A 25941-nucleotide genomic window follows, 5' to 3' on the forward strand; every position below is an offset into this window, starting at 1 on the left:
TGAAGGAGCTGCCGTCGTGACCATCACCCCGCTCATGCCCGTCTACCCGCGGTGTGGCGTGCGTCCGGTCCGAGGCGAGGGCGCGTACCTCTTCGGCGAGGACGGTCAGCAGTATCTCGATTTTGCGAGCGGCATCGCGGTCAACGCGCTCGGCCACGCGCATCCACGCCTGACCAAGGCGATCGCGGATCAGGCGGCGACGCTGATGCACGTGTCGAACCTGTACGGGTCGCCGCAGGGCGAGCACCTCGCACAGCGCCTCGTCGACAATACCTTCGCTGACACCGTGTTCTTCACCAATTCGGGCGCGGAAGCGGTCGAGTGCGCGATCAAGACCGCGCGGCGCTATCACTTCGCCAACGGCAATCCGCAGCGGCATACGCTGATCACGTTCGACACCGCGTTCCACGGGCGTACGCTCGGCGCGATCTCGGCGACCAATCAGGCGAAGATGCGCGACGGGTTCGAGCCGTTGCTGCCGGGGTTCGCCTATGCGAAGTTCAACGATCTCGAAGGCGCGCTGGCGCTGATCGACGACAACACCGCGGGCTTCCTGGTCGAGCCGATCCAGGGCGAGGGCGGTATCCGCCAGGCGAGTCACGAGTTCCTCACCGGTCTGCGCAAGGCGTGCGACGAGCACGGCCTGCTGCTGGTGCTCGACGAGGTCCAGTGCGGCTATGGGCGTACCGGCAAGTTCTTCGCGCATGAGCTGTACGGCATCACGCCGGACATCATGGCGGTTGCCAAGGGTATCGGCGGCGGCTTCCCGCTGGGCGCCTGCCTCGCGACCGAGGAAGCGGCCAAGGGCATGGTCGCGGGCACGCACGGCTCGACCTATGGCGGCAACCCGTTGGCGATGGCGGCGGGCGAGGCGATCCTCGACGTGATGCTGGAGGACGGGTTCCTCGAGAACGTCACCGCGATGGGCGACCGGTTGCGGCAGGGGCTCGAACAGATGATCCCCAACCACGATCATTTGTTCGACAGCGTTCGCGGCACCGGGCTGATGCTCGGGCTGAAGCTGAAGAGCGACAGCCGTGCGTTCGTCGCGTTCGCGCGCGACAACCATAATCTGCTGCTGGTGTCGGCGGGCGAGAACGTCGTCCGCATCCTGCCGCCGCTGGTGATCGACGAGAGCCATATCGCCGAGTGCATCGACAAGCTGTCGACCGCCGCGCGCGTCTACGTGCCTGCCGCCGACGATTGAAACTGATCCTCCCCGGTACGGGGAGGGGGACCATGCGAAGCATGGTGGAGGGGGCTTTCCCCGCAGCGCAGCATCCGTGGAGGTCCCCCTCCACCACTTGCTCTGCAAGCGGTCCCCCTCCCCGTGCCGGGGAGGAATTATGCGTCATTTCCTGAATCTCACCGACGCCGGAGCCGACGGCATCGCCGCGATGCTGGCCGACGCACTCGACCGCAAGGCGGCCCGCGCCGGCTTCCCCAAGGGCCGCGTCGACGCCGATGCACCGCTCGCCGGCCACACGCTGGCGATGGTGTTCGAGAAGAGCTCCACGCGCACGCGCTTCTCGTTCGACATGGCGATCCGTCAGCTCGGCGGCACCTCGATCGTGTCCGACGGCGGCTCGATGCAGCTCGGCCGCGGCGAGTCGATCGCCGACACCGCGCGCATCCTGTCGGGCTATGTCGACGCGATCATGATCCGTACCGACGATCACGCCAAGATCGAGGAGATGGCGCACTACGCCTCGGTCCCGGTCATCAACGGGCTGACCGACGCGTCGCATCCGTGCCAGATCATGGCCGACCTGCTGACGATCATCGAGAGCGGCAAGACACTGCCCGGCCTCAAGGTCGCGTGGCTCGGCGACGGCAACAACGTGCTCGCCTCGATCGTCGAGGCCGCCGGGCTGATGCAGTTCGACGTCGTCGCGGCGTGCCCGCAGGGGTATATGCCGACCGAGGCGGATGTCGCGATCGGCAAGGGGCGTGCGAAGATCGTGTCGACGCCGCGCGAGGCGGTCGAGGGGGCGGATATCGTCGTCACCGACACCTGGATCTCGATGGGGCAGGCGCATGCCGATGCGAAGCTGAAGGCGCTCACACCGTACCAGGTCGACGCCGCGCTGATGGCACTCGCCAAACCCGACGCGAAGTTCCTCCACTGCCTCCCCGCGCACCGCGGCGAAGAAGTCACGCCCGAGGTGATCGACGGTCCGCAGTCGTTGATCTGGCAGGAGGCCGAGAACCGTCTCCACGCGCAGAAGTCGGTCCTGCGCTGGTGCTTCGGGCAGATCGGTTGACCTGAACGGGCAGGGTCACCATCTGGCGGACGATGAACGATACGCCAAAATTCGATCCCAACGTGACCGATCTCGACCGTGCGCTGGCTTTCGCGATCCCGACGCGCAGTGCACGCGGCCGGATCGTGCGGCTCGGCACCGCGCTTGACGAAGTGCTTGCCGCGCACGCCTATCCGCCCGCGATCGAGAAATTGCTCGCCGAGGCGCTCACGCTCGCGGCGCTGATCGGTTCGACGCTCAAGGATTCGAGCGGCCAGCTGACGATGCAGACGCGCACCGACAACGGCGTCGTCCAGTTGCTCGTCTGCGACTACCGCGGCGGCGAAGTGCGCGGCTACATCGAATACGACGCCGACAAGCTCGCCGAAGCCCCCGCCGAGCCGTCGCTGTTCGCCCTCTTCGGCGCTGGCTATCTCGCGATCACGTTCGACATGGCGACCAGCAACGAGCGCTATCAGGGCATCGTCCCGCTCGACGGCGACACGTTGTCGCAGGCCGCGCAGAGCTATTTCACGCAGTCCGAGCAGATCCCGACGATGATCCGCACCGGCATGGCGAAGGGCCCCGACGGTCGCTGCATCTCCGGCGGGCTGTTCCTCCAGCATCTCCCCGAGGGCGAGGACGGGCGCGAGCGCCTGCATACAAAGCTCGACCATCCCGAATGGGAGCATGTCGCCACGCTCGGCAACACGATGGGCGTCGATGAACTCACCGATGCGACGTTGCCGCTGGAGACGCTCGTCTGGCGCCTGTTCAACGAGGAGGAGGACGTCCGCATCCTCGCCGATATCCCGATCACGCGCGGATGTCGCTGCGATCCCGAGTACATAAAGGGCGTGATCTCGAAATTCCCGTTGGAGGAGCGCCAGTCGATGGCGGACGAGAGCGGCTTCATCATCGTCGACTGCGCGTTCTGTGCGACGAAATTTCCGGTGCCAGTCGACGGCTAAGCGTCTGTGTTAAAAGGAAAAATACCCTCACACCGCCGAATTAACGTGATCTTTACCTCTCGTCGGCATAGGTGACTCCGTGCTCTTATTCAGCACGTTTTTTTCTCCCTTGTGGCGCGCTAGCGCGCCAACCTTCAGGGCCGCTCCACCGGGCGGCCCTTTCTTTTTGGCTGCTGCTGGCCTAGCGGACTCCGCATCATGACATCCTCCCCTTATGCGGTCGCCCTCGTCTCCGGCGGCCTCGACTCGATGGTATCCGCGGCGATGGCGCGCGACGCCGGACAGCGCGTGCTCGCGCTGTCGTTCGACTATAACCAGCGCCACCGCGTCGAGCTCGCGGCCGCACGCCGCATCGCCGACGCGCTCGGCGTCGAGCGCCATATCGTGTTGCCGATGGATCTGTCCGCGTTCGGCGGCTCAGCGCTGACCGCCGATATCGACGTGCCGAAGGGCGGCGCGGGTACCGAAGACGGCGGCGGCATTCCCGTCACCTACGTGCCGGCGCGCAACACCATCTTCCTCAGCCTCGCGCTCGGCTGGGCCGAAGCGGCGGGCGCGCGCGACATCTATATCGGCGTCAACGCGCTTGATTATTCGGGCTATCCCGATTGCCGCCCCGAATTCATCGCCGCGTTCGAAGGTCTCGCCGAGCTCGCGACCAAGGCCGGTGTCGAAGGCGATCCGTTCCGCATCCAGGCACCGCTCCAGCATATGACGAAGGCGGATATCGTCCGCGAAGGCACGCGTCTCGGGCTCGATCTCGGCCTGAGCTGGTCATGCTATGATCCGGCACTTGGCTCCCTGCATTGCGGCGAATGCGACAGCTGCCGCCTGCGCGCGAAGGGCTTCGACGAGGCCGGGATCGCCGATCCGACGCGCTATGCCGTGAAGCCGATCTGACGATGAGTTATGCGGTCAAGGAGATGTTCCTGACGCTGCAGGGCGAGGGCGTGAACGCGGGCCGCCGTGCGGTGTTCGTGCGCTTTGCCGGGTGCAATCTCTGGTCGGGCCGCGAACAGGATCGCGCCACCGCGGTGTGCAAATTCTGCGATACAGAGTTCGTCGGCACCGATGGGCTCGGCGGCGGCAAGTTCGCCGATGCACAGGCGTTGGCGGATGCGGTCGCGGGGTTCTGGGGCGAGGGGACGACCGACCGGTTCGTCGTGCTCACCGGTGGCGAGCCGATGCTCCAGATCGACGACGCGGTCGTCGAGGCGCTGCATGCGGCCGGTTTCCGGATCGCGATGGAGAGCAACGGGACGATTGCCGCACACCCCGGTATCGACTGGGTCTGCATCAGTCCCAAGGCCGGCAGCATCGTCGTCCAGCGCACCGGCGACGAGCTGAAGCTGGTCTGGCCGCAGCCGGGCACCGATATCGCCGACGTCGAGACCTGGGACTTCGCAAACCTGCTGCTCCAGCCGCTCGACGATCCGAATGCGGATGCGAACCGCGAGGCGTGCGTGGATATGGTGATGGCGCGGCCGCAGTGGCGGCTCTCGCTCCAGACCCACAAGCTGCTGGGCTTGCGCTGAGGCGTTCGGGAGGGGGCTGGACGTTTCCGTCCCATCTATACGCGCTCCACTCCGCCGGATGATCAACGCCTCCCGTCATCCCAGCGAAAGCTGGGATATCCCCGTTTGACTCCGGTCGTCTGACTAGAGGGATACCCCAGCTTTCGCCGGGGTCACGGGATGGGGCAGAGCGGCGGAATCAAGATACGGGATAAGGGCAGGGGCCGGAAGAAATCGACGCAGACCTGGTCCCGACTTACAACCCCCGATGCCTTACCTTCCGGCGATCCCGACGCCTGCGGGCGGCCAGTTCTGCGCGCCGCACTTCTTGTCGACCCACTCGCCCTTCTTGTTCCAGCAGATCACGTCGAGGCGCGGCATCGCGGCCGTGTCGCGACCGATGCGACGCGGGAAGCGCTGTTCGCCCCAGGGGATCAGGCTGTTGCGCAGCTCACGCGAGCGCGCCAGCGCGACCTCGGAGAAATGCCCGCGCGGCGTGAAGATCGCGTCGCGACCGATCGAGGCGGCGGTCTGGCAGAAGCCGTACTGCGCAGCGACCGTGGCAAAGCTCGAATAGGTGCGCGTGCCGAACTGGTCGAGCGCGGTCTGCCCGGCCTTGGGGCCCGCCGCCTTGTTCACGCGAACGAAGTATTTGGTCAGCGTGTCGAACGAATTCTTCAACTCCTCACCGTGGTCGGCGAGGATCGAATTGTAGGTCGGCACGGTCAGCAGGGTCGGCTCGAACTGGCACTGCAGCGCCGCAACGTTCAGTGCCGCACGCATGTGCCATACGAGCGCGGCGCGCGTCTCGGCCGGGGTCGCACCGGGCAAGGGCTGCCCCAGATCCGCTTCGTCGCCGGTCACGGCAGCGGCCGAAAAATCGCGCGACTGTAAAAAGAACTGCGCCGACGCCGACTGCGCGACAGCGAGACCGCTCGACGCGACGCAAAGCGCGAGCGCGGTACGCAACACTTTCATTCCAACCTCCCCAGGGGCATTCCAAGGGACCGAATCTAAAGCGTTTCGCGGAAACTCCCAAGCGATTTTAACCTTTTCCGACCGCCGCGAGCACATCGGTTGCACCGCGCCGGAAAACTCGATTCGTCGCGTCCGGAACGATCGCTGGATGCGCCCGGATCGGGGGCGGCCTGCCACAACGGAAAAGGGCCGCCCGGTTGCCCGGGCGGCCCTTCACACCGCGTAGGTCCTGTCGGAAACTACCCGCCGAAGCGGGTAATCTCCACGGGATTACATTGCGTTGTTGGTCATCATGGTGTCGTTCGACATCATCGTGTCGTTCGCCATCATGGTGTCGTTGGCCATCATGCCACCGTTCGACGCGCCGTCGACTGCGGTCATGTTGTCGGTCATGGTGTCCATGCCTTCAGTGGCGTTCATGTCGGTGACCATCGTGTTGTCGGTGGTCGTCTCGGTCTTCGGACCGCAAGCCGAAACGGCAAGTGCTGCGCTGGCGATCAGCGAACCGGTCAGGACCTTGGAAATGAGTGCACGCATGTGGAAGCTCCCTAGATAGAGGATTTGGCTGGCTGCTCGCCCTTAATACCCAAATCGTAGTGGACATTAATCCGATAACGCCTTGCCCTCAAGCCTCGTTTTCTCAAGGACAAGAAACTGTTTCAAGAAAAGCGTCGTTTGTTAACGCGAGGGCTGCATCGAAAGTTGCAAGATCGGCTTTAATGCCCAGCGATTGCAGGCTGGTAACGCCGAACTCGGGCAGGCCGCAGGGGACGATACCGCCAAAGTGCGACAGGTCGGGGTCGACGTTCACCGAGAAGCCGTGGAGCGTGACCCAACGTCTGACCCGAACGCCGATCGCCCCGATCTTGGCCTCCCGTCCCCGATCGAGCGTCCAGATGCCGACCCGGCCATCGACCGCGAACGCCTCGACGCCGAGTTCGCCGAGCGCCGCGATCACCCAGGATTCGAGCGCATGGACATAGCGGCGGACGTCGCGCCCGCGCTTGGTCAGGTCTAGCACGACATAGCCGATCCGCTGGCCCGGCCCATGATAGGTGTATTTCCCGCCGCGCCCGGTCGGGATCACCGGAAAGCGCGCATCGATCAGGTCGCCCGGCTCGGCGCTGGTACCCGCGGTATAGACCGGCGGATGTTCGAGCATCCACAGCAGCTCGCGCGCATCGCCGGTGCCGACCGCCTCCGCGCGCGCCTCCATCTCGGCCAGCGCGTCGGCATAGGGCGTCAGGCCGGCGCTGGTCCGCCATTCGATATCGGAGGGGAAGGGGGTGGTCACCGATCCCAATTGCGCACCCGCGCGCCAAGTTGCAACTCCGGCGCGTGTCGCAACCATGTGGTCAAGTGCAGGGGCTTGGGCTAACCCGCGAGCCGAGATCAGCGGGGGAGCAAGACGCATGGTGAAGATGGGGACGGTCTGGGATCGCACGGTCGAAGTGCTCAACGGGCGCACCGGCATGATCGCGCCGATCGCGCTGCTCGGCATGGTCGTGCCCAGCGTGATCCGCGACGGCTATGTCGCGTTCTCGACGCCGGGGACGATCAGCTTTGCCCTGGTCGGCAGCGTGCTGGCTATCGGGACGCTGGTCGCGATGCTCTGGTCGCAGCTCGCGATCGTCGCGATCGCGACCGACCCCGCCACCGATGCCGCATCCGCACGCCGCCAGGCTGGCGCGCGCGTGTTGTCTTCGCTCGGCATCACGGTGCTGATCACGCTCGTCGCGGTGCTCCTCGTCATACCGCCGGTCATCGTGCTGATGTCCTCGTCGGGAACGATCCCGTACGTCGGATTCTCTGCTGCCGGCAGTGCGATGCTTCGTACGGCGCCGTCGCAAGGCCGTGCCGCGCAGTTCGCCATACTGTACTTCTCAGTGTTCACGCTGATCGCGATCTGGATCGGCGCGCGACTGGCGCTGCTCAACGCGGTCATCCTCAACGAACGCCGCGGGGTCGGTGCGATCCGCCGCTCCTTCCAGCTGACCAAGGGGCTGACGTGGCGGATCATCGGCGTGCTGATCCTGTTCGCGATCGTCATGCTCGTGTCCACCTGGGCCGCGCAGTCGGTGACCGGGATCATCTTCCGCCTCGCGCTCGGCGCGAAGGGCATTGCGACCGCGACGTTCCTGTCGGGCGTCGTCGCCACGATCGTCACCACCGTCTTCACCGCGCTCGCCGCGGTCTTCACCGCGCAGCTCTACGTCGCGGTCAGAGAGAAACTTCCCCAGGAATGAAATCCCCGATGAAGCTCGATTTCGCGACCGTTCTCACCGACGCCTGGACGCTGTTCAAGCGCGACCGCGACCTGTTGCTGCGGATCGCCGCGCCGTTCCTGTTCCTGCCCGCGTTCGCGCTAGCGCTGGTCGTGCCCGATCCGCCGATGCCCGATGCGGCCGCGGGCAACAACGAAGCGCAGGCTTTGGTCTGGGCCGACGCGGTGCAGACCTGGGCAGCGGCGCATGGCGGCTGGTACCTGCTGGCCTATGTGATGAGCTTCTTCGGTACGTCCTTGTTCTACGCGCTGTATCTCGATCGCGAGCATCTCGATCTGCGGCAGGCGTTGACGCGCTGCCTGCGAATCTTCCCGCGTTTCCTGCTGGCGATGGTGATCGTCTCGCTGCCGGCGGGGGCAGGGCTGCTGCTCTACGCGATCCCCGGCCTCTACATTCTCGGCCGGACGATGCTGACCGGCCCCGCACTGTTCGCCGAAGCCCCGCTCGGTGCTCTCGGCGCAATCCGCCGCAGCTTCACGCTCAGCCGAGGCTCGGGGCTCCCGCTGATGGGACTGGCTGCGTTCAGCTACATCAGCGGCTGGCTCGTCGGTGCGCCGTTCATGATGCTCGACAAGGCGCTGCGTGAAGCGGGCGAACCCAACCCGGTCGCGCTCGCGATCGTCGATGCGGGTGCGGCTGTGGCGGCCATGGCAGCCGGCATCGCGATGGCCCTGATCGCCATCTCCGCCTACCGCCGCCTGGCGCGGTAAGGGGCGAGCCCGCCTGATCGAAAGCACCTCCCCGGCGGAGGCCGGGGCCCAATTGGAAAGGTCGCAGTAATCGGCCGCCGCGCTCAGTTAGCAACGTCCCCCAATTGGACCCCGGCCTCCGCCGGGGAGGTGAACATGGTCGAACGGGATCGGCAACAAGTCGGCTCAGTTGCCGAGTGGGTTAGGCCCCACGCCCCTTTCCCAGGTACGGTATCTGCGGCGCCGTCTCCGGCGGCAGCAACCCCGAAGCTCGCGGGTCCGGAAACGTCTCGATCGTCCGCTTCACCGCCACGAACCCCTGTGCTCGATAAAACCCCAGCGCGCTAGGATGGTCGAGCGTGCAGGTATGCAGCCAGACCCGCTCCACCCCCTTGGTCCAGGCCCGCGCGCACGCCTCGGCCATCAGCCACCGCCCATGACCTTGCCCCGCCAGTTCCGGGATCAACCCGAAATACGAGATCTCGCACGCCCCCGCCGCGCGAAAATCGAGTTCGAGCATCCCCACCTCGATCCCCGCCGGATCGAGCACCGCATACACCGCGATCCCCGAACCATGCACGATCGCCGCCAGCGCATCGTCCGCCATCACCAGCCGCGAGAACCACAGCCACGGGCTCCCCACCCGCCGGAACAGCGCGCGATATTTCTCCAGCGCAGGCCGCTCCCACTTCACCAGCCGCAACCGCGATCCCGGGCTCGGTCGCAGCGGCGGCCGCTTGCGCATCTCCAGCGTCGTGACGATCGTCGCGAGGACGTCGTCGGCAACCGGGATCAGCGCCACCCTGTTAGGACCAGGTCGCGCGAGGCGGCAGGCTCATCAGGATCGCGTCGATGTTGCCACCGGTCTTGAGCCCGAACAAAGTCCCCCGGTCATAGACGAGATTGAACTCGGCATACCGCCCGCGCCATTCGAGCATCCTTGCCTCGTCGGCGGCATCGAACGGCGTATCCATCCGCCGCCGCACGATCCGCGGATAGGCATCCAGAAACGCCTCGCCGACATCGCGCGTAAACGCGAAGTTCGCGTCGAAATCGCCATCGAGATGGTCGAAGAATATACCGCCCGCACCGCGGCTCACTTTCCGGTGCGGGATGTAGAAATAGGTCTCCGCCCACTCCCTGAACCGCTCGTAATGCGCGGGATCATGCGCATCGCACGCCGCCTTCATCGTCGCATGAAAGTCGGCCGTATCCTCCTCGATCGGCAAGGGCGGATTGAGATCGCCGCCGCCGCCGAACCAGCGCTTGGTGGTGTTGAGGAAGCGGCAGTTCATGTGCACCGCGGGCACGTGCGGGTTGGTCATGTGCGCGACCAGGCTGATCCCGGTCGCGAAGAAGCGGGGGTCTTCGCCGGCCCCGTGGATCGACTTGGCGAAGTCGCCCTCGAACGTGCCGCCGACCGTCGAGACGTTGACGCCGACCTTCTCGAACACGCGACCCTTCATCACGCCGCGCACGCCGCCACCGCCGGGTTCGCCTGAAGGATCGATCCGGTCCCACGGCGTGTACTCGAACGACGCGTCGGAGCCCGCCTCCCGCTCGATCGCCTCGAACTCCGCGCAGATACGATCGCGCAGGGATTCGAACCAGGTTCGGGCGGCGGCTTGCTGGGGATCGAGATCGGTCATGCGCGGGTCCCTACCAAATCCTCCCCGGAACGGGGAGGGGGACCGTTCGGCTACTTGGCCGAAGGGTGGAGGGGGATTTCCGCGAGCGTTATGGTTGTGATGACGAAGCGGGACGTTCGCGGTGAACCCCCTCCACCATGCTTCGCACGGTCCCCCTCCCCGCGTGCGGGGAGGATCAGCTGGGCCAGCCGCCCGTCTGCCGTAACGCCTCCGCCGCGACGATTCCCGTCGCCACGGAAATATTCATCGACCGCAACCCCGGCCGCATCGGGATCAGCACCCGCACGTCGGCGCGCGCGTGCACCTCCTCCGGCACCCCAGTCCCCTCGCTCCCCATCAACAACACGTCGTCGCTACGAAACTCGGCAACATCCAGCCGCACCGCGCCCTTCGTCGTCAGCAACACGATCCGCCCGCTCACTTGGCGCAGGAACGCATCCCAATCGACATGCCGCACCACGTCGACTGCGCCGACATAATCCATCCCCGAGCGCGCCACCGCCTTCTCGCTCCACGTGAATCCCATCGGTTCGATCAGGTCGACGCCGATCCCCATGCACGCGGCGGTCCGCAGGATCGCGCCGACATTTCCGGCGATATCGGGCTGATAGAGGGCAATTCTCATGCCCGATCCCCTAGCAAGGCGGTAACCCAAAGCAAATTGCAGTTGGCAAACCCGCGCCCCGCCGTCTATCAAAGCACAGCCTCCGTGGGGACGGTCGGACGGACTGGGGATATGGTTTCGCGAAACCGAAAGCCCAGCCCGTCACGAAAAAAATAACGTGCAAGGGCGAGATGAATGGCGACAGTCGACGACATGGTTCCCCCCGGCGAATCGCCAGAGCCGTTTCACGAAGAGGCCCATGATCCTCGCCGCCGTGATTTCATCAACATCGCCGCGGTATCTTTCGCCGGTGTCGGCGCGGTCGCGATCGTCCTGCCACTGATCAACCAGATGAACCCGAGCGCTGACGTGCTCGCACAGTCGACCACCGAGATCGACTTGTCGAAGATCCTCCCCGGCCAGGCGATCAAGACCTCGTTCCGCAAGCAGCCGCTGTTCGTGCGCAACCTGACGCCGAAGGAAATCTCGGAAGCCGACGCGGTCGATATCTCGACGCTGCGCGATCCGCAGACGCTGGAACAGCGCACCAAGGCGGGCAAGAAGAACTGGCTGATCACGCTGGGCGTCTGCACCCACCTCGGCTGCGTCCCGCTCGGCGCGGGCGAGGGCGAAAACAAAGGGCCGTTCGGCGGCTATTTCTGCCCGTGCCACGGCTCGGCCTACGACACCGCCGCGCGCATCCGCAAAGGCCCCGCTCCGTCGAACCTCCACGTTCCGGACTATGCCTTCAACTCCGACACCGTCGTCACGGTAGGCTGAGGAACGACCATGAGCTTTCCCTGGGCCAAGCAATACGAACCGAAGCTGCCGCTGACGCGGTGGCTGGATGAGCGGCTTCCCGTTCCCCGGCTCGTCTATAATTCACTCGGTGGCGGCTATCCCGTCCCGCGCAACCTCAATTACTTCTGGAACTTCGGCGTGCTCGCCGGCGCCGCGCTGGCGATCCAGATCGTCACCGGCATCGTCCTCGCGATGCACTATGCCGCCAACGGCGCGGTCGCGTTCGACTCGGTCGAGAGCATCATGCGCGACGTCAATGCGGGCTGGTTCCTGCGCTACGCACACGCCAACGGCGCCTCGATGTTCTTCATCGTCGTCTATACGCACATCTTCCGCGGGCTCTATTACGGCTCGTACAAGGCACCCCGCGAGATGGTGTGGCTGCTCGGCGTGGTCATCTTCCTGCTGATGATGGCGACCGCGTTCATGGGCTACGTGCTTCCCTGGGGCCAGATGAGCTTCTGGGGTGCGCAGGTCATCACCGGGTTCTTCTCGGCGATCCCGCTGGTCGGCGACACCATCCGCATCTGGCTGCTCGGCGGATTCGCGCCCGACAATGCCGCGCTCAACCGCTTCTTCTCGCTGCATTACCTGCTGCCGTTCGTGATCGCGGGCGTCATCATCCTGCACATCTGGGCACTGCACATCCCGGGCTCGAACAACCCGACCGGCGTCGACGTCAAGGGCGAGCAGGACACCGTCCCGTTCCACCCCTATTACACCGCGAAGGACGGCTTCGGGCTCGGCATCTTCATGCTGATCTTCGCCGGCCTGCTGTTCTTCTTCCCGAACTATCTCGGCCACCCGGACAACTATATCCCGGCGAACCCGCTCTCGACGCCCGCGCACATCGTCCCCGAATGGTATTTCTGGCCGTTCTACGCGATCCTGCGCGCCTTCACCGCGGACTTCATCCTGCCGGCCAAGCTCTGGGGCGTGCTGGCGATGTTCGGCTCGATCCTGCTGCTGTTCTTCCTGCCCTGGCTGGACAGCTCGCCGGTTCGTTCGATGAACTATCGGCCCAAGGCGCGGATCGCGTTCTGGGTGCTGGTCGCCGATATCCTGATCCTCGGCTATTGCGGCGGTGCACCGGCGACGGCGACCTACGTGATCCTGAGCCAGATCTGCGCGGCGTACTACTTCGCGCACTTCCTGATCATCCTGCCGCTGATCTCGCGGTCCGAGCGCCCCAGGCCGCTGCCCAACTCGATCACCGAGGCCGTGCTGAGCAAGCATGGCGGCACCAGCCCGGCCAAAACCGCGCTCGCGCACTGATACGAACTAGAGGACACACACATGGTTCGTCTCATCGCATCCCTGGTCGGCGCGGCCTTCGTGCTGGTGCTCGGCATCGCGCTGTTCGGCAGCGTCTACGGGGCCATCACCGACCCCGTCGCCGCGACCGCCGAGAGCGAGTATCACCTCCACCCCAAGGAGCTGGATCTCGCCTCCAACGGCGTGTTCGGCAAGTTCGACCGTCGCCAGCTCCAGCGCGGGTTCCAGGTATACAAGGAAGTCTGCGCCGCCTGCCACTCGCTGCGCCTGGTAGCGTTCCGCGACCTGCAGAAGATCGGCTATTCGGAGCCCGAGGTTAAGGCGATCGCCAACCAGTGGGTGATCGAGCAGCCGTCGATCAACCCGGAGACGGGCGAAGCGGCCACGCGGAAGAACATCCCGTCGGATCACTTCCCGCTGCCGTTCGCGAACGACGTCGCCGCCCGCGCCGCCAACAACAACGCGTTGCCGCCCGACCTGTCGCTGATGACCAAGGCGCGTCACGATGGCGGGGCGTACATCCACTCGCTGCTGACCGGCTATCAGTCGCAGTCGGCGAAGATGCTGAAGGAATTCCCGGACATCAAGACGCCAGAGGGTCTGCACTACAACCCGTATTTCGCGAACCTCAACATCGCGATGCCGCCACCGCTGACCTCCGATGACCAGGTCGGCTATGCGGACGGGACGAAGGCCACCAAGGAGCAGATGTCGACCGACGTCGCGGCGTTCCTGACCTGGACCGCCGAGCCCAATCTCGAGGCGCGCCATGCCGCCGGGTTCGCGTCGATCATCTTCATCCTGATCTTCTGCGGCCTCGCCTGGGGCGCGTATCAGAACGTCTGGCGCGACGTTAAACATTGATGACGGCCCGGCTCCCGCGGTAAGGGCGCACGGATAGAGGGAGCGGCGGACGGGCGAACAGCCTGATCCGCCGCTTTCGTTTTGGCCGTCGCGCAGCACCGCGATACGGCCACCGCTTCGTGCGAAGAAGGGAACGTCCATGTCCGATACCAACGAGCGCAACGCCGACCTGAAAGCCCTGATCCGCACCATCCCGGACTTCCCCAAGCCCGGCATCCAGTTCCGCGACATCACGACCTTGCTGCTCGACCCGCACGGCTGGGCGACCGCGATCGAGCGGATGGTTGAGGCAGTCTCGGGCCCCGTCGATCTGGTCGCCGGCATCGAAGCCCGCGGCTTCCTTTTCGCCGCCGCGCTAGCTGCACCATTCAAGGCCGGCGTCCTGCTGATCCGCAAGGACGGCAAGCTCCCCGGCGCCACCATTGCCGAAGACTATGCTCTGGAGTACGGCACCGACCGCATCGCAATCCACGCCGACGCCTTCGCCCCCGGCGCTCGCGTCCTGCTGGTCGACGACCTGATCGCCACCGGCGGCACCGCCCGCGCGGCAGTCCGCCTGCTCCACAAAGCCGGCGCGGTCGTCACGCAAGCCCAGTTCCTGGTCGACCTTCCCGACCTCGGCGGCGCGGAAGCACTGCGCTCGGACGGCATCGAAGCAACCGCCCTGATCCACTTCCCCGGACACTGACCGCGCGCTTGCCGCGAAAGCCCGCGGCCTTGTTCCCCCGCGGACGCGGGGGCCCAGCTAAATACCGTAGCGTACCGCTACCCTGGACCCCCGCGTGCGCGAGCGAACAGTAAAGAGAGGGCGCCTGATCCGCACGGGCGCTCGCGCCAGCCCCAAAACCCGTCAGACCCCATTCATGGAACTTGCGACATAAGGACTCCGTTGTGCGATGAATGGCGGCGCGTTGTGTCCGCTCTCCACGTACGGGAGAACCTCCATGTTTATGAAGCGCTTCGGCATTATCGGCCTAGCCCTGGGTCTCGGACTGGGCGTCGCGGGCTGCACCGACGGGTACGGTTATGGCGGCGCGGGCGTCGGCTATGCCAGCGATCCCTATTACGGCGGTGGCTATGGCGACGGCTATTACGGCGCGGGCTATGACGGCTTCGCCGCCTATGGCGGCCTCAACTCCTACTACGGCTGGAGCGGCGATTATTATTATCCCGGTTCGGGCGTCTACGTCTACGATCGCTATCGCCGCCCGCACCGCTGGAACGGCAACCAGCAACGCTACTGGCAGGGCCGCCAGCAATATCGCGGCAACCGCAACGATGGCGGCCGCGGCAACTGGGGCGGTTTCGGCAACCGAGGCAATGGTGGCCGAGACGGCGGCTGGCGTGGCAACCGTCCGGGCTATCAGAATAATCCCGGCACGCTCGGTCAAGGCCAGTTCGGCAACGGCCGTCCCGGCCGCGGCGACGATCGCGGTCGTGGTCCCGGTCGCGGCCAATTCGGTCAACCAGGCCAGCCTCCGCAGCCGGGCCAGGTCGCCAACCCGCAGCAGCCCCAAGTCCAAGGCGGCTTCCGTGGCAATCGCGGCGACGGCGCATTCCGAGGCAATCGCGGCGGCGGCGGCCAGCGCTACGGCGGTGGACAGCGCTTCGGTGGCGGACGTCAGGGCGGTGGCAACCGCGGCGGCGGTCGTCCGGCGCAGTAACTAGAGCAGATTGGTTCACGCGAAGGCGCGAAGGCGCGAAGAGAAGCATTAGTTTTTCACGCGGAGACGCGGAGACTAGTTCAGGAACGGCGCGGTCCACTCATCGCGACAGTGAAGCTCACGATGAAGCTCTGCCATCCTAAATCTCTCCGCGCCTCCGCGTCTCCGCGTGAACAAATCTTCTCTTGGCACCTTCGCGCCTTCGCGTGAAAAACACCAACGTCAGACGAAGAGCCGGATTACGTGAGGGGCGATCGACCGCCAATCAAGCGGTCGGCGTGCCAGCAGGGCGGGTAGCTACTAACCCATTAGACACGAACGTCATCACCATCACGTCGTCCTGATTGAACACGCGCATCCGGCTCTTGAAGATCCCCATCTCCGGCCGGCTCGCCGACACGCGCTTCTCCAGGATTTCGGTCTCGCAGCGCAGCGTGTCCCCCGGATACACCGGCTTCACCCACTTCAATTCGTCGATCCCCGGCGACCCGAGCCCGGCCTGCTGGTTCTCCTTCAGGTTCGCGACCACCATAGACATCACCATCGCGCACGTATGCCAGCCGCTCGCCGACAGCCGCCCGAAATGCGTCTGCGCCGCCGCCTCGTCGGACAGGTGAAACGGCTGCGGATCGTATTTCGCGGCGAAGTCCATCACCTCCTCGCGCGTGACCGCGTAGGAACCGAACGACGCGGTCCGACCGACCTCGATATCCTCGAAATACTGCACAACCTCTCCTCTTATCGTTGCAGCACCTTCTGGAAGGGTGCGTCGGTGCCGTCCAGCCCCGCCTCGGCCGGCAACCCGATCAGGTCGCGCAGCAAGGGCTCGATCGCCACGTTGTCGAAGCTCGCAATCGTCTTGCCGCGCGCAAACGCCGGCCCGTTGGCGATGAACAGCGCGCGCATCTCCGGCGCCATGTTGTCATACCCATGCATCCCGCCGACCGAAGCCTTGGTCGGCGCGCTCGGATCGACCCGCCACCCGACATCGGCAAGGCACAGATAGCTCGGCACGCGCGGATTGTGTCCATAATGAAAGCGCGCCGGAATCTCCCCCTTGCGCCAGCATTGCAGATGATCGTGGCGGGTCAGCAACCGCGCCTCCAGTGCCGCCTCATGCCCCGGCACTGCGAACAGGGTCGCGTACGGACCCGTCTCGACCGAACGATAATCCGCCTTGTCCGCGATCGTGTCGAGCGCCACCACCCGCGTGCTGCTAGTCGCCGCCATGCCGTGATCCGCGACGATCACCAGGTTCGCCCGCTGCCCCAGCGCGGCAAGCCCATCGACCAGCGCGCCAATGCTCGCATCGACATCCGCCACCGCCTGCGTCACGCCAGCACTGTCCGGCCCACCCGCATGACCCGCGCTGTCGACCGTATCGAAATACAGCGTCACGAGTTTAGGCCGGATCGCGGCAGGCCGCCGCATCCAGTCGAGCACGGCGTTGACCCGCTGCGTCCCTGAAACCTGCTGGTTGAACTGCTGCCAGTCCTCCGGCCGCGTCCCCCCCTCGATCGCGCCGTGGCTGTCGGGCTTGACCTTGCCGCCGACGGCAACGTTCGCGCCCGGCCAGAACATCGTCGCCGTCCGGATCCCGGCCTTCTCGGCATCGACCCAGATCGGCGAACTCTCGCTCCACCAGAACGGATCGTCGGTCGCCATCGTGAACGTCTCGCCCGGCCGCGCCGGGTCCTCCATCTTGTTGCCGACGATTCCGCTGCGGTCGGGTCGAAGCCCCGTCACCAGCGTCCAGTGATTGGGAAAGGTAATGCTCGGAAACGACGGCCGCATGCTCGCGAACACGCCGCCCGCACGCAGCCGGTTGAGGTTCGGCGTCACGCCACGATCAAGATAATCCGGCCGGAAGCCATCGATCGACACGAGAATCGTAACCGGCGCCCGAGCCTCGCCCGGCATCGCAGCCGCCGCCATCGTGGTCGGCGCAGGTGCAGTGATCGGCGCAAGGGCAGGTGGCGTATACGGATACGCGCACCCGGCGAGCGTCAGCCCGAGTGCAGAACCGAGGAGTGCCGCGTTCTTCATCATAACCGTTCGTCCCGAGCAGGTGGCGACTTCGCGCGATCCCTACTCGGCACGACAGGGGAGGGAAACCCGTTCGCGGCTCTTCTCCCGCGTCTACCTCATCGGCATCCGCCACGGCCCCGCCCGATCCGCCACACCTACGCGGGCGCACCTGGAGCTCATCGCAACCGCAGCCACGCCCAATCGCCGACTTGCCCGAAAGCCGCGAAAGGTTCAGCCTCGGCCGATGAAGACCCCAACGCACCCCGCACGAAACGAAACCCGCCAAGCCCCCGCCGCCAAAGTCTCGATCCGGATCGGCAAGCGCACCACCTTCGACGCCTCGGTCACCACCGTCGGCCTGCTGTCGGTCGGCGCGCTCGTGTCGAGCATCCTGCTGTCCAGCGCAGTCATCGTCGCCGCAGCAGGGCGCAAGGCCGCAAGACGGCCGCTGGCATTGCCCGATCATACCAGGACCAACGGCTGACGCCCCACCGGCTTACCCGCCCTGGGGCTTCTTGCTCAGCTTATGGGCAATTCGAGCCCACTCGTCGCGCGTCCGGCATTCCCGTGCACCATTGCTGGTTCGCGTAAGACAGATTTTAGGCTCGCCGCTCAAGCTTAAGGGGTAGGGGCCATACCCTGCCGACTGAAAGATAGATGTTCCCGTGAGCGGCCGAGTCTGTGCCGTGGCAGCGCCGATCGGTGACAGGATCAAAACAGCGGCTATGGGACACATGACTTTGCGGCGCATCGTTCTCTCCGTCGTGATGTCCGCTTACACTAAGTCTCGTCTGCAAAGCCGACAATCCACTTTTCCCTCATAGCCGACATTGCGTAACCGGCCGTCCCGGCTGTTGAGGCAGCAACCATCGATAAATATTCGTCAACCACTATGCCCGTATAGTGGCGTTATGGAGCGCTCCTTTATCGCGGTCACGGCGATCGCCTCGACATTGATGTTTGCCGGTGTCTGGAAAGCCACCGAACCGCGGCCGACCGCAGTTTCGGCTGTCGTCGAGACCACGGCGGCTCCCGAAGCAGCGGTGGCCGCGTCGCCGGCGTTGCGGCGGCATGTGGTCGCGCCTCCCCGGCAAGTCGCCGACGCCGAGCCGTACAATGTCGTTCGACCGGCATACGGACCATCGACCCCGGCCCGTCGTTCGACCAACGCCGGATCGGAAAGCTCGGTATTCTACCGCGGGTGCCGCGAAGTACGCGCGGCAGGCGCAGCGCCGCTACACCGCGGCCAGCCGGGCTATCGCACCGGCATGGACGGCGATGGCGACGGGATAGCCTGCGAAAACTATCGCTGACCCGCCGCCGCCTAACCCTCAGCTGTGCAGGAAGTGCATCACGTCGCCGTCGTGCACGACGTAGGCCTTGCCTTCCGCGCGCAGCTTGCCCGCCTCGCGTGCCTTCGATTCCCCACCCAGTGCGATGAAGTCGTCGAACGCGATCGTCTCGGCGCGGATGAAGCCCTTTTCGAAATCACCGTGGATCGCGCCCGCGGCCTGCGGTGCGGTCGCGCCCTCGTGGACGGTCCAGGCACGCGCTTCCTTCGGGCCGACCGTGAAGAACGTCAGCAGGTGGAGCAGCTTGTACCCGGCGGTGATGACGCGCGCGAGACCGGTCTCCTCCAGCCCCAGCTCGCCCAGAAACTCGCCGCGATCCTCCGCCGGCATCGTTGCGATCTCCGCCTCGATCGCCGCCGACACCACGACCGCCTCGGCGCCCTCGGCCTTCGCCTTTTCGAACACCCGCGCCGACAGCGCATTGCCGTTCGCCGCATCGCCCTCGTCGACGTTGCACACGTACAGCACGGGTTTCGCGGTCAGCAACTGCGCCTGCGCGAACACGCGCGCCTCGTCCTCGTCCTTCGGCACGGTCAGCCGCGCGGGCTTGCCTTCGCGGAGCAGTTCGAGCGCTTGGCCGAGCACGGCGGCGCCGATCTTGGCCTCCTTGTCGCCCTGCATGCCCTTCTTGGCGAGGTTCGGCACGCGCTTCTCGAGGCTCTCGAGGTCGCTCAGCATCAGCTCGGTATCGACCGTCTCGGCGTCGGCGATCGGGTCGACCTTGTTGTCGACATGAGTCACGTCGCCGTCCTCGAAGCAGCGCAGCACGTGGACGATCGCGTCGACCTCGCGGATGTTGCCGAGGAACTGGTTGCCGAGCCCTTCGCCCTTCGACGCGCCGCGCACGAGGCCGGCGATGTCGACGAAGCCGAGCTGAGTCTCGATGATCTTCTGCGATCCGGCGATCTTGGCGAGCGCGTCGAGCCGCTTGTCGGGCACGCCGACGTTACCGACGTTCGGCTCGATCGTGCAGAACGGATAGTTCGCCGCCTGCGCCGCGGCCGTCTCGGTCAGCGCGTTGAAGAGAGTGGACTTGCCGACGTTCGGCAGCCCCACGATGCCGCAGCGAAAACCCATGATATGCCCTTGGTATAAGAATGTGGTGGCGCTTTAGGGCAGGGCGGTCCGGAAGGCCAGCAAGGACGCAGGCGCGCATCGTTGGCGCCACACCCTTTCTCGACCACCCCGGCGAAGGCCGGGGCCCAATTGGGGGACGTTGCTAACGATGGTCGGCACCCCGTTATTGCCACCTTTCCAATTGGGCCCCGGCCTCCGCCGGGGTGGTGTGCACACTCGATGCCGGGCCTGATCGACCCACTCGATTGCCGCAGTGCAGCAAAATAATCATACCGAACGGTAGTTATCATATGGTCGACGCTTATATCCCGATCCCAGCTTGAGATAGATCAGGAACTCCATGACCACGACCGCCAACGGCTACGCCGCGCAATCCCCCGAAACCCCGCTCGCCCCCTTCAGCTTCGAGCGTCGCGAACCCGGCAAGACCGACGTCGCGATCGACATCGCGTTCTGCGGCGTTTGCCATTCCGACCTCCACACCGCCAAGGGCGAGTGGGAAGGCACGCTCTACCCCTGCGTCCCCGGCCATGAGATCGTCGGCCACGTCACCGCAGTCGGCAGCGATGTCACCAAGTTCAAGGTCGGCGACGTCGTCGGCGTCGGCTGCATGGTCGACAGCTGCGGCGAATGCCCGTCGTGCAAGGACGGCGAGGAGCAATATTGCGAGACCACCGGTTTCGTCGGCACCTATAACGGCCCCGATCCCGTGCTCGGCGGCCACACCTTCGGCGGCTATTCGGACAAGATCGTCGTCGACGAAGGCTTCGTGCTGAAGGTCTCGCATCCCGAAGCCGACCTCGCCGCGGTCGCGCCGCTGCTCTGCGCCGGCATCACCACCTATTCGCCGCTGAAGCACTGGAAGGTCGGCCCCGGCCAGAAGGTCGGCATCGTCGGTCTCGGCGGGCTCGGCCACATGGGCGTCAAGATCGCCAACGCGATGGGCGCCGAGGTCTATGTATTCTCGACCTCGCCGAACAAGCGCGACGACGCCAAGCGTCTCGGCGCGAAGGACCTGATCGTGTCGAAGGACGAGGCCGCGATGGCCGAGCACGCCAACAGCTTCGACTTCATCCTCAACACCGTCGCGGCCAGCCACAACCTCGACACGTTCACCGCTTTGCTCAAGCGCGACGGCACGATGACCTTGGTCGGCGTCCCCGAGCACGCGCATCCGTCGCCCTCGGTCGGCAACCTGATCTTCAAGCGCCGCGCGATCGCCGGCTCGCTGATCGGCGGGATCGCCGAGACGCAGGAGATGCTCGATTTCTGTAATGAGCACGGCCTGGTGTCGGACATCGAGATGATCCGCATGGACGAGATCGAACCCTCGTATCAGCGCATGGTGAAGAGCGACGTGAAGTACCGCTTCGTCATCGACATGGCCTCGATGAAGACGGCCTGATCGGGCAGGGGGCGGCGCTCAACGAGTGCCGCCCTCATTCGAGAGAGCACCGTTCTCCTGCGAACGCAGGAGCCCAGGGTCAGGAACGTCGCACTATGTAACCCTGGGTTCCTGCGTCCGCAGGAAAACACCACCTCCGTCATCCTGACGAAAGTCAGGATCCAGGGTCACGGACGCCATCGTTCTTGGCTCTGGGTCCTGACTTTCGTCAGGATGACGAGGTAGCGGCGAACTGCGCCCCAATCACCACCGATAATTAAAACTAATACTAATCCGCTCACCCTTGGCAGCATTCGGCACGACCTCATGCCGCAACCAGCTCTCCCACAGAAACACACTCCCCGGCTTTGGCTCGGCATAAACGAACGTCCGAAGATCCTCCGCCGCATCCTCCAGCCGCGTCGGTGCCGCCATCATCATCGGCAACCGCGGATCCTCCAGCTTCAACGCCCCAGCCCCTTCGGGAATCGCCACATACATCGTGCCGGAAACGACGCTATGCGGATGGATATGCCCCGAATGCGCGCCCCCGGGCTTCAGGACGTTCACCCAAAGACTGTCCAGCTTCAACTTCCGCCCGCCGAGATCGAACGCACAATCCTTCGCGAACTGCGCAACATGCTTGTTCAGCACCCGAACCAGATCCCCGAACCGCGGATCGCGGAGTGCCAGGTCGTTCAGCGACGCATACGACGTATACCCGCGATACCCATGCGCCTTCGACCACGCGACCCCGGCGCGATCTGCCTTCGCCAGTTCGAGCGCGGCGTCCTCGAGTTCCTCGACCAGATCGTCGTCACCGAGATCGGCCTCGTAGAACCGCGTGGCAAACAAAGAGCGGGTGGTCATGGCTGCATCCTCAACGCGACATCGTTCATGAAGCGGACGTCGTCGCCTTCCGCCAGCCACTTCGCCTCCGCCGCGACCGCGCCGAGCATGTCGCTCAACGGCTCGATCTCGGCCTTCGCATAATTGCCGAGCACATAGCCGGTGACGCGATCCTTGTGCCCCGGATGCCCGATTCCCAACCGCACGCGCCGGAAATCCGGCCCGAGATGCTGGTCGGTCGACCGCAGCCCGTTATGCCCCGCAGTCCCACCGCCGGTCTTCACCTTGACGCGGAAGGGCGCGATGTCGAGTTCGTCGTGGAACACCGTCAGCGCCTCGACGCCGAGCTTGTAGAACCGCAGCGCCTCGCCGATCGCGCGGCCGCTCTCGTTCATGAAGGTCGCGGGTTTCAGCAGCAGGATCTTCTCCGCGCCGATCCGCCCCTCCTGCGTCCAGCCCTGGAACTGCTTCTTGACCGCGCCGAAGCCGTGCACCTCGGCGATCGCGTCGGCGACCATGAACCCGACATTGTGCCGGTGCATCGCATATTGCGCCCCCGGATTGCCGAGTCCCGCCCAGATCTGCACGTGTGATTCTCCAAAAGACCGCGTCGGCCACTTAACCGTGTTCTCCTGCGGACGCAGGAGCCCAGGGTAACGGGCGGCAGCGCTGCTTGATCCTGGACCCCCGCGTTCGCGAGGGAACAGGAGGGCAGGGCAAGCCTCATAAAACGAAACGGGCGGGAAAGCCCTAGCTTTCCCGCCCGCCAGATCATCCTAAGACGAAGGGCTGAACCCTCAGTCCTTCTTCTGCGGCGTGATCTTGTCGTCGTCGTTGTCGTCGTCGTTAGGCTCGACGACCGGCTCGTCCTCGGCAGCAGCCTCGGCAGCCTGAGCTTCGGCGACTTCAGCCTCGAGCTCTTCGTCCTCGACGGTCGGCACGGTCGGCGGCACGATCGTGGCGATCGCGAAGTCGCGGTCGTCGATCGCGGGCGTCGCGCCCTTGGGCAGCTTCACGTCGCTGATGTGGATCGAATCACCGATCTCCAGACCGGCGAGCGAAATCGTGATCTCGCTCGGGATGTCCGAAGCGTCGACGACCAGCTCGATCTCGTGGCGCGTGATGTTGAGGACGCCCTTGCCCTTCTTGATGCCCGGTGCGTCGTCCTCGTCGGTGAACGCGATCGGCACCGCGACCGTCACGGTCGAATGCTCGCCGATGCGCAGGAAGTCGACGTGGATCGGACGATCCGAAACCGGGTGGAACGACACGTCCTTCGGCAGCGTGCGCACGCCGTTGACCATCACGACGGAATTCATGAAGTGGCCGGTCATCAGCGCCTTCATCAGCGCCTTTTCCTCGAGGTGAACCGAGGTTGGTTCCTGGTTCAGGCCGTAGATCACGGCAGGCACGCGGCCATCACGACGCAGCGCCCGGGAGGCTCCCTTGCCAACCCGGTCACGCGTCTCGGCTGCGAGCGTCAACTGGTCGCTCATCTGTATTCTCCGAAACTCGTTTGTTGTCCTTCCCGCCCACGCCTCCAGGGATGACCATGGACCGGAAGCGCGGGCGCATAGCGGAAGTGGGGAATTTAATCAACTCATCCTGACCCCTCGCCCCTCCGGGGAGAGGGAGGGGCCCGCGTGCGCTTGCACGTGGGAGGGTGAGGGGTGGTGGGGCTCGGGACGTTTGTCCCAACTCCCCCTCACCCTTCCGTCGCAAGTGCTCCTCCCTCCCTCTCCCCGAGGGGAGAGGGACTGAGCATCTCAATACCGAACGCGTTCGGCCTTTACCCCAAGCTTTGCCAACTGCGCCTGCACGCTATCTTTACCAGCCAGATGCCCCGCACCGACCGCAATAAACACCGTCCCCGGCGACTTCATCCGGTTCGCGACCCACTCCGCCCAGCGCGCATTGCGGTCCACCAGCAGCACCTTCGCCACCTCCGGCGAGTCCTTCAAACTGTCGTTCATCTCCTTGGCCAAAGCCTCGGGATCCCCCTTCGCCCACTCGTCCACCATCGTCGCCATCGTGCTCTCCAACTTCGGCAACTCGTCGATCGTGCTCCCCAGAAACTGCATCTGCGCCTTCTGCGAAAGCCCCCCGAAATACCCGAGCTGCTGCTCCGCCGTCTCGAGCCCGATCACCGGCTTCCCCGCAGCCTTCGCCGCCGCCGTAATCACCTGCTCCGGCCCATTCGCCGCATCATACCCCAGCTTCGACAGCGGAGCGATCGACAGGTTGGTCGCCGCCAGCCACGGCTTGAACCGATCGAACGCATTCGCCGGCAAGCCGAGATCGGTCACCGCCTTCGCATACGCCGCACGCTTGTCCGCCGGCAGCTGATCGGTCAGCGTCGGGCCGTCCTTCGACACCCCCGTCGCCATCACCAGCGACTGCATCTTCGCCGGATCGGGCATCACCAGCTCCAGCACCACCTGGTTCGAGCGATCGAACGCGGTCTTCACCGCCTCGTCGAACCACGTCATGCCGGGCTTCAACACATGGATCGTCCCGAACAGGTAGATCGTCGTGTCCTTGTCCTTCACCACCCAGAGCGCCGGATCGGCATCGTTCGCGGCTTGCACAGGCTTCGGAGCGACCTGCGCACAGGCGGGCAGGGCGAACGCCATGGCGATGGCAGAGAGCGCGGATCGGAACGAAACGATCTTCGAAAACAGCTTCAAGGTGACGGCATCCTCATTGTTGGTTTGGCCCCATGTAGGACGCCCGGCCGCAACGCACCACTTGCCTCCCGCACCCCCATCCGCCAAAGCCCGCGCGTGACCCAGCCCGTGATAAAGCCTCTTAGCTTCCAGCGCATGATCCTCACGCTCCACGATTACTGGAGCGAACACGGATGCCTGATCCTGCAGCCCTACGACATGGAAATGGGCGCGGGCACCTTCCACACCGCCACGACGCTCCGCGCGCTCGGGCCGAAACCGTGGAACGCCGCGTTCGTGCAGCCCTGCCGCCGCCCGACCGATGGCCGCTACGGCGAGAACCCCAACCGGCTCCAGCATTACTACCAGTACCAGGTCATCCTGAAACCGAGCCCCGCGAACCTCCAGGAACTCTACCTCGGCAGCCTCGCGGCGATCGGCATCGACATGCTGAAGCACGACATCCGCTTCGTCGAGGATGACTGGGAAAGCCCGACGCTCGGCGCCTGGGGTCTCGGCTGGGAAGTCTGGTGCGACGGCATGGAGGTGACTCAGTTCACCTATTTCCAGCAGATGGGCGGCTTCGACATGAAGCCCGTCGCCGGCGAACTCACCTATGGGTTGGAGCGCCTCGCGATGTACATCCAGGACAAGGACTCGGTCTACGATCTGGCGTTCAACGATGCGGGCGTGACCTACGGCGACGTCTTCCTGGAGAACGAGCAGGAGATGTCGAAGTGGAACTTCGAGATCGCCGACACGGACTCGCTGTTCGACCAGTTCCGCAAGCACGTCGCCGAATGCGAGAACTCGCTAGCCGCCAAGCTCCCGATCCCTGCCTACGAGCAAGCGATCAAAGCCAGCCACATCTTCAACCTGCTCCAGGCCCGCGGGGTAATCTCGGTAGCCGAACGCCAAGCCTATATGGGCCGCGTCCGAGATTTAGCGAAGGGCGCCTGCGCAGCCTGGATGGACAAGCACGGATGGGCGGCGTGATGCGCCTCCGCGCCGCAGGCCTCATTCAATCCTTCTTATCTCTTCGCGCCTT

At 65.2% G+C, this 25941-nt stretch carries 29 protein-coding genes; 16 read left to right on the forward strand and 13 right to left on the reverse strand.

Annotated elements, in window-relative coordinates:
- Positions 1 to 16 precede the first annotated feature (16 nt).
- The 5 genes from C8J45_RS00675 (at position 17) to queE (ending at position 4749) form a co-directional block, all read left to right on the forward strand.
- Complete coding sequence (locus C8J45_RS00675) at positions 17 to 1207, forward strand: aspartate aminotransferase family protein (protein ID WP_056055460.1); 1191 nt, start codon at positions 17 to 19, stop codon at positions 1205 to 1207.
- A 139-nt stretch (positions 1208 to 1346) separates the two neighbouring features.
- The gene (gene argF, locus C8J45_RS00680; RefSeq protein ID WP_107961485.1) at positions 1347 to 2264 is read left to right on the forward strand and encodes an ornithine carbamoyltransferase; all 918 of its coding nucleotides are present in this window, start codon (positions 1347 to 1349) and stop codon (positions 2262 to 2264) included.
- Positions 2265 to 2296: 32 nt separating this feature from the next.
- Positions 2297 to 3214 carry an Hsp33 family molecular chaperone HslO gene (locus tag C8J45_RS00685; RefSeq protein ID WP_107961486.1) on the forward strand — a complete coding sequence of 306 codons (918 nt, stop codon included), beginning with the start codon at positions 2297 to 2299 and terminating at the stop codon, positions 3212 to 3214.
- A 198-nt stretch (positions 3215 to 3412) separates the two neighbouring features.
- Positions 3413 to 4114, forward strand: coding sequence for a 7-cyano-7-deazaguanine synthase QueC (gene queC / locus C8J45_RS00690; protein WP_107961487.1), 702 nt, complete (start codon positions 3413 to 3415; stop codon positions 4112 to 4114).
- Between the two features lie 2 nt (positions 4115 to 4116).
- A complete protein-coding gene (gene queE, locus C8J45_RS00695) occupies positions 4117 to 4749 on the forward strand; it encodes a 7-carboxy-7-deazaguanine synthase (RefSeq protein WP_107961488.1) in 633 nt (210 codons plus the stop codon).
- Positions 4750 to 5001: 252 nt separating this feature from the next.
- Here the strand turns inward: queE and C8J45_RS00700 are convergent, their stop codons facing one another.
- The 3 genes from C8J45_RS00700 to lipB all read right to left on the reverse strand — a co-directional run bounded on the left by C8J45_RS00700 (position 5002) and on the right by lipB (position 7000).
- A complete protein-coding gene (locus tag C8J45_RS00700) occupies positions 5002 to 5706 on the reverse strand; it encodes a hypothetical protein (RefSeq protein ID WP_107961489.1) in 705 nt (234 codons plus the stop codon).
- A 270-nt stretch (positions 5707 to 5976) separates the two neighbouring features.
- Positions 5977 to 6243, reverse strand: a complete 267-nt coding sequence (locus tag C8J45_RS00705) for a hypothetical protein (protein ID WP_055881015.1) — start codon at positions 6241 to 6243, stop codon at positions 5977 to 5979.
- A gap of 103 nt (positions 6244 to 6346) precedes the next feature.
- Positions 6347 to 7000 (reverse strand): lipoyl(octanoyl) transferase LipB, encoded by a 654-nt coding sequence (gene lipB, locus C8J45_RS00710; RefSeq protein WP_258191197.1) that lies wholly within the window; start codon positions 6998 to 7000, stop codon positions 6347 to 6349.
- Between the two features lie 118 nt (positions 7001 to 7118).
- Between lipB and C8J45_RS00715 the strand changes: the two genes are divergently transcribed.
- Together C8J45_RS00715 and C8J45_RS00720 are read left to right on the forward strand one after the other, a co-directional pair.
- Positions 7119 to 7952 carry a glycerophosphoryl diester phosphodiesterase membrane domain-containing protein gene (locus tag C8J45_RS00715; protein ID WP_107961491.1) on the forward strand — a complete coding sequence of 278 codons (834 nt, stop codon included), beginning with the start codon at positions 7119 to 7121 and terminating at the stop codon, positions 7950 to 7952.
- An 8-nt stretch (positions 7953 to 7960) separates the two neighbouring features.
- Entirely contained in the window at positions 7961 to 8701 is a 741-nt protein-coding gene (locus C8J45_RS00720) for a hypothetical protein (RefSeq protein ID WP_107961492.1), read from the forward strand.
- 181 nt (positions 8702 to 8882) lie between these two features.
- Here the strand turns inward: C8J45_RS00720 and C8J45_RS00725 are convergent, their stop codons facing one another.
- The 3 genes from C8J45_RS00725 to C8J45_RS00735 all read right to left on the reverse strand — a co-directional run bounded on the left by C8J45_RS00725 (position 8883) and on the right by C8J45_RS00735 (position 10954).
- Complete coding sequence (locus C8J45_RS00725; protein WP_107961493.1) at positions 8883 to 9482, reverse strand: N-acetyltransferase; 600 nt, start codon at positions 9480 to 9482, stop codon at positions 8883 to 8885.
- 4 nt (positions 9483 to 9486) lie between these two features.
- Positions 9487 to 10329: an oxygen-dependent coproporphyrinogen oxidase gene (gene hemF, locus C8J45_RS00730; protein WP_107961494.1), complete on the reverse strand. Its 843-nt coding sequence runs from the start codon at positions 10327 to 10329 to the stop codon at positions 9487 to 9489.
- Positions 10330 to 10504: 175 nt separating this feature from the next.
- Positions 10505 to 10954: a tRNA (cytidine(34)-2'-O)-methyltransferase gene (locus tag C8J45_RS00735; RefSeq protein WP_107961495.1), complete on the reverse strand. Its 450-nt coding sequence runs from the start codon at positions 10952 to 10954 to the stop codon at positions 10505 to 10507.
- 192 nt (positions 10955 to 11146) lie between these two features.
- Here C8J45_RS00735 and petA point away from each other — a divergent pair, with 192 nt between their 5' ends.
- The 5 genes from petA to C8J45_RS00760 all read left to right on the forward strand — a co-directional run bounded on the left by petA (position 11147) and on the right by C8J45_RS00760 (position 15537).
- The gene (gene petA, locus C8J45_RS00740) at positions 11147 to 11713 is read left to right on the forward strand and encodes a ubiquinol-cytochrome c reductase iron-sulfur subunit (RefSeq protein ID WP_056489394.1); all 567 of its coding nucleotides are present in this window, start codon (positions 11147 to 11149) and stop codon (positions 11711 to 11713) included.
- A 9-nt stretch (positions 11714 to 11722) separates the two neighbouring features.
- Positions 11723 to 13009 carry a cytochrome b/b6 gene (locus C8J45_RS00745; RefSeq protein ID WP_107961496.1) on the forward strand — a complete coding sequence of 429 codons (1287 nt, stop codon included), beginning with the start codon at positions 11723 to 11725 and terminating at the stop codon, positions 13007 to 13009.
- Between the two features lie 21 nt (positions 13010 to 13030).
- Positions 13031 to 13873, forward strand: coding sequence for a cytochrome c1 (locus tag C8J45_RS00750; protein ID WP_107961497.1), 843 nt, complete (start codon positions 13031 to 13033; stop codon positions 13871 to 13873).
- 139 nt (positions 13874 to 14012) lie between these two features.
- Positions 14013 to 14561 (forward strand): adenine phosphoribosyltransferase, encoded by a 549-nt coding sequence (locus C8J45_RS00755; protein WP_107961498.1) that lies wholly within the window; start codon positions 14013 to 14015, stop codon positions 14559 to 14561.
- Positions 14562 to 14817: 256 nt separating this feature from the next.
- On the forward strand, positions 14818 to 15537 hold the full coding sequence (locus tag C8J45_RS00760; RefSeq protein ID WP_107961499.1) for a hypothetical protein: 720 nt from the start codon (positions 14818 to 14820) through the stop codon (positions 15535 to 15537).
- A gap of 265 nt (positions 15538 to 15802) precedes the next feature.
- Here the strand turns inward: C8J45_RS00760 and C8J45_RS00765 are convergent, their stop codons facing one another.
- Complete coding sequence (locus C8J45_RS00765) at positions 15803 to 16264, reverse strand: MaoC family dehydratase (RefSeq protein ID WP_107961500.1); 462 nt, start codon at positions 16262 to 16264, stop codon at positions 15803 to 15805.
- A gap of 11 nt (positions 16265 to 16275) precedes the next feature.
- Complete coding sequence (locus C8J45_RS00770) at positions 16276 to 17586, reverse strand: ectonucleotide pyrophosphatase/phosphodiesterase (protein WP_107961501.1); 1311 nt, start codon at positions 17584 to 17586, stop codon at positions 16276 to 16278.
- A gap of 223 nt (positions 17587 to 17809) precedes the next feature.
- Between C8J45_RS00770 and C8J45_RS00775 the strand changes: the two genes are divergently transcribed.
- The gene (locus C8J45_RS00775) at positions 17810 to 18049 is read left to right on the forward strand and encodes a hypothetical protein (RefSeq protein ID WP_107961502.1); all 240 of its coding nucleotides are present in this window, start codon (positions 17810 to 17812) and stop codon (positions 18047 to 18049) included.
- Between the two features lie 427 nt (positions 18050 to 18476).
- Positions 18477 to 18878: an excalibur calcium-binding domain-containing protein gene (locus C8J45_RS00780; RefSeq protein WP_258191198.1), complete on the forward strand. Its 402-nt coding sequence runs from the start codon at positions 18477 to 18479 to the stop codon at positions 18876 to 18878.
- Between the two features lie 18 nt (positions 18879 to 18896).
- On the opposite strand, the gene ychF is transcribed toward C8J45_RS00780, so the two are convergent.
- Positions 18897 to 19994, reverse strand: a complete 1098-nt coding sequence (ychF, locus tag C8J45_RS00785; protein ID WP_107961503.1) for a redox-regulated ATPase YchF — start codon at positions 19992 to 19994, stop codon at positions 18897 to 18899.
- A 340-nt stretch (positions 19995 to 20334) separates the two neighbouring features.
- Here ychF and C8J45_RS00790 point away from each other — a divergent pair, with 340 nt between their 5' ends.
- Positions 20335 to 21399 carry an NAD(P)-dependent alcohol dehydrogenase gene (locus tag C8J45_RS00790; RefSeq protein WP_107961504.1) on the forward strand — a complete coding sequence of 355 codons (1065 nt, stop codon included), beginning with the start codon at positions 20335 to 20337 and terminating at the stop codon, positions 21397 to 21399.
- A 243-nt stretch (positions 21400 to 21642) separates the two neighbouring features.
- Here C8J45_RS00790 and C8J45_RS00795 read toward each other — a convergent pair whose 3' ends face one another.
- The 4 genes from C8J45_RS00795 to C8J45_RS00810 form a co-directional block, all read right to left on the reverse strand.
- The gene (locus C8J45_RS00795) at positions 21643 to 22248 is read right to left on the reverse strand and encodes a TIGR02466 family protein (protein WP_107961505.1); all 606 of its coding nucleotides are present in this window, start codon (positions 22246 to 22248) and stop codon (positions 21643 to 21645) included.
- Entirely contained in the window at positions 22245 to 22814 is a 570-nt protein-coding gene (gene pth, locus C8J45_RS00800; protein ID WP_107961506.1) for an aminoacyl-tRNA hydrolase, read from the reverse strand. The genes C8J45_RS00795 and pth overlap by 4 nt, the downstream gene beginning before the upstream one ends.
- Before the next feature lie 210 nt (positions 22815 to 23024).
- Entirely contained in the window at positions 23025 to 23723 is a 699-nt protein-coding gene (locus tag C8J45_RS00805; RefSeq protein WP_107961507.1) for a 50S ribosomal protein L25/general stress protein Ctc, read from the reverse strand.
- Positions 23724 to 23993: 270 nt separating this feature from the next.
- Entirely contained in the window at positions 23994 to 24860 is an 867-nt protein-coding gene (locus tag C8J45_RS00810) for a TraB/GumN family protein (RefSeq protein WP_107962161.1), read from the reverse strand.
- Positions 24861 to 25049: 189 nt separating this feature from the next.
- Here C8J45_RS00810 and C8J45_RS00815 point away from each other — a divergent pair, with 189 nt between their 5' ends.
- Positions 25050 to 25889, forward strand: coding sequence for a glycine--tRNA ligase subunit alpha (locus tag C8J45_RS00815; RefSeq protein ID WP_093398883.1), 840 nt, complete (start codon positions 25050 to 25052; stop codon positions 25887 to 25889).
- The last annotated feature ends 52 nt before the right edge of the window (positions 25890 to 25941 follow it).

It is taken from the genome of Sphingomonas sp. PP-CE-3G-477, assembly GCF_003050745.1.
Classification (GTDB): domain Bacteria; phylum Pseudomonadota; class Alphaproteobacteria; order Sphingomonadales; family Sphingomonadaceae; genus Sphingomonas.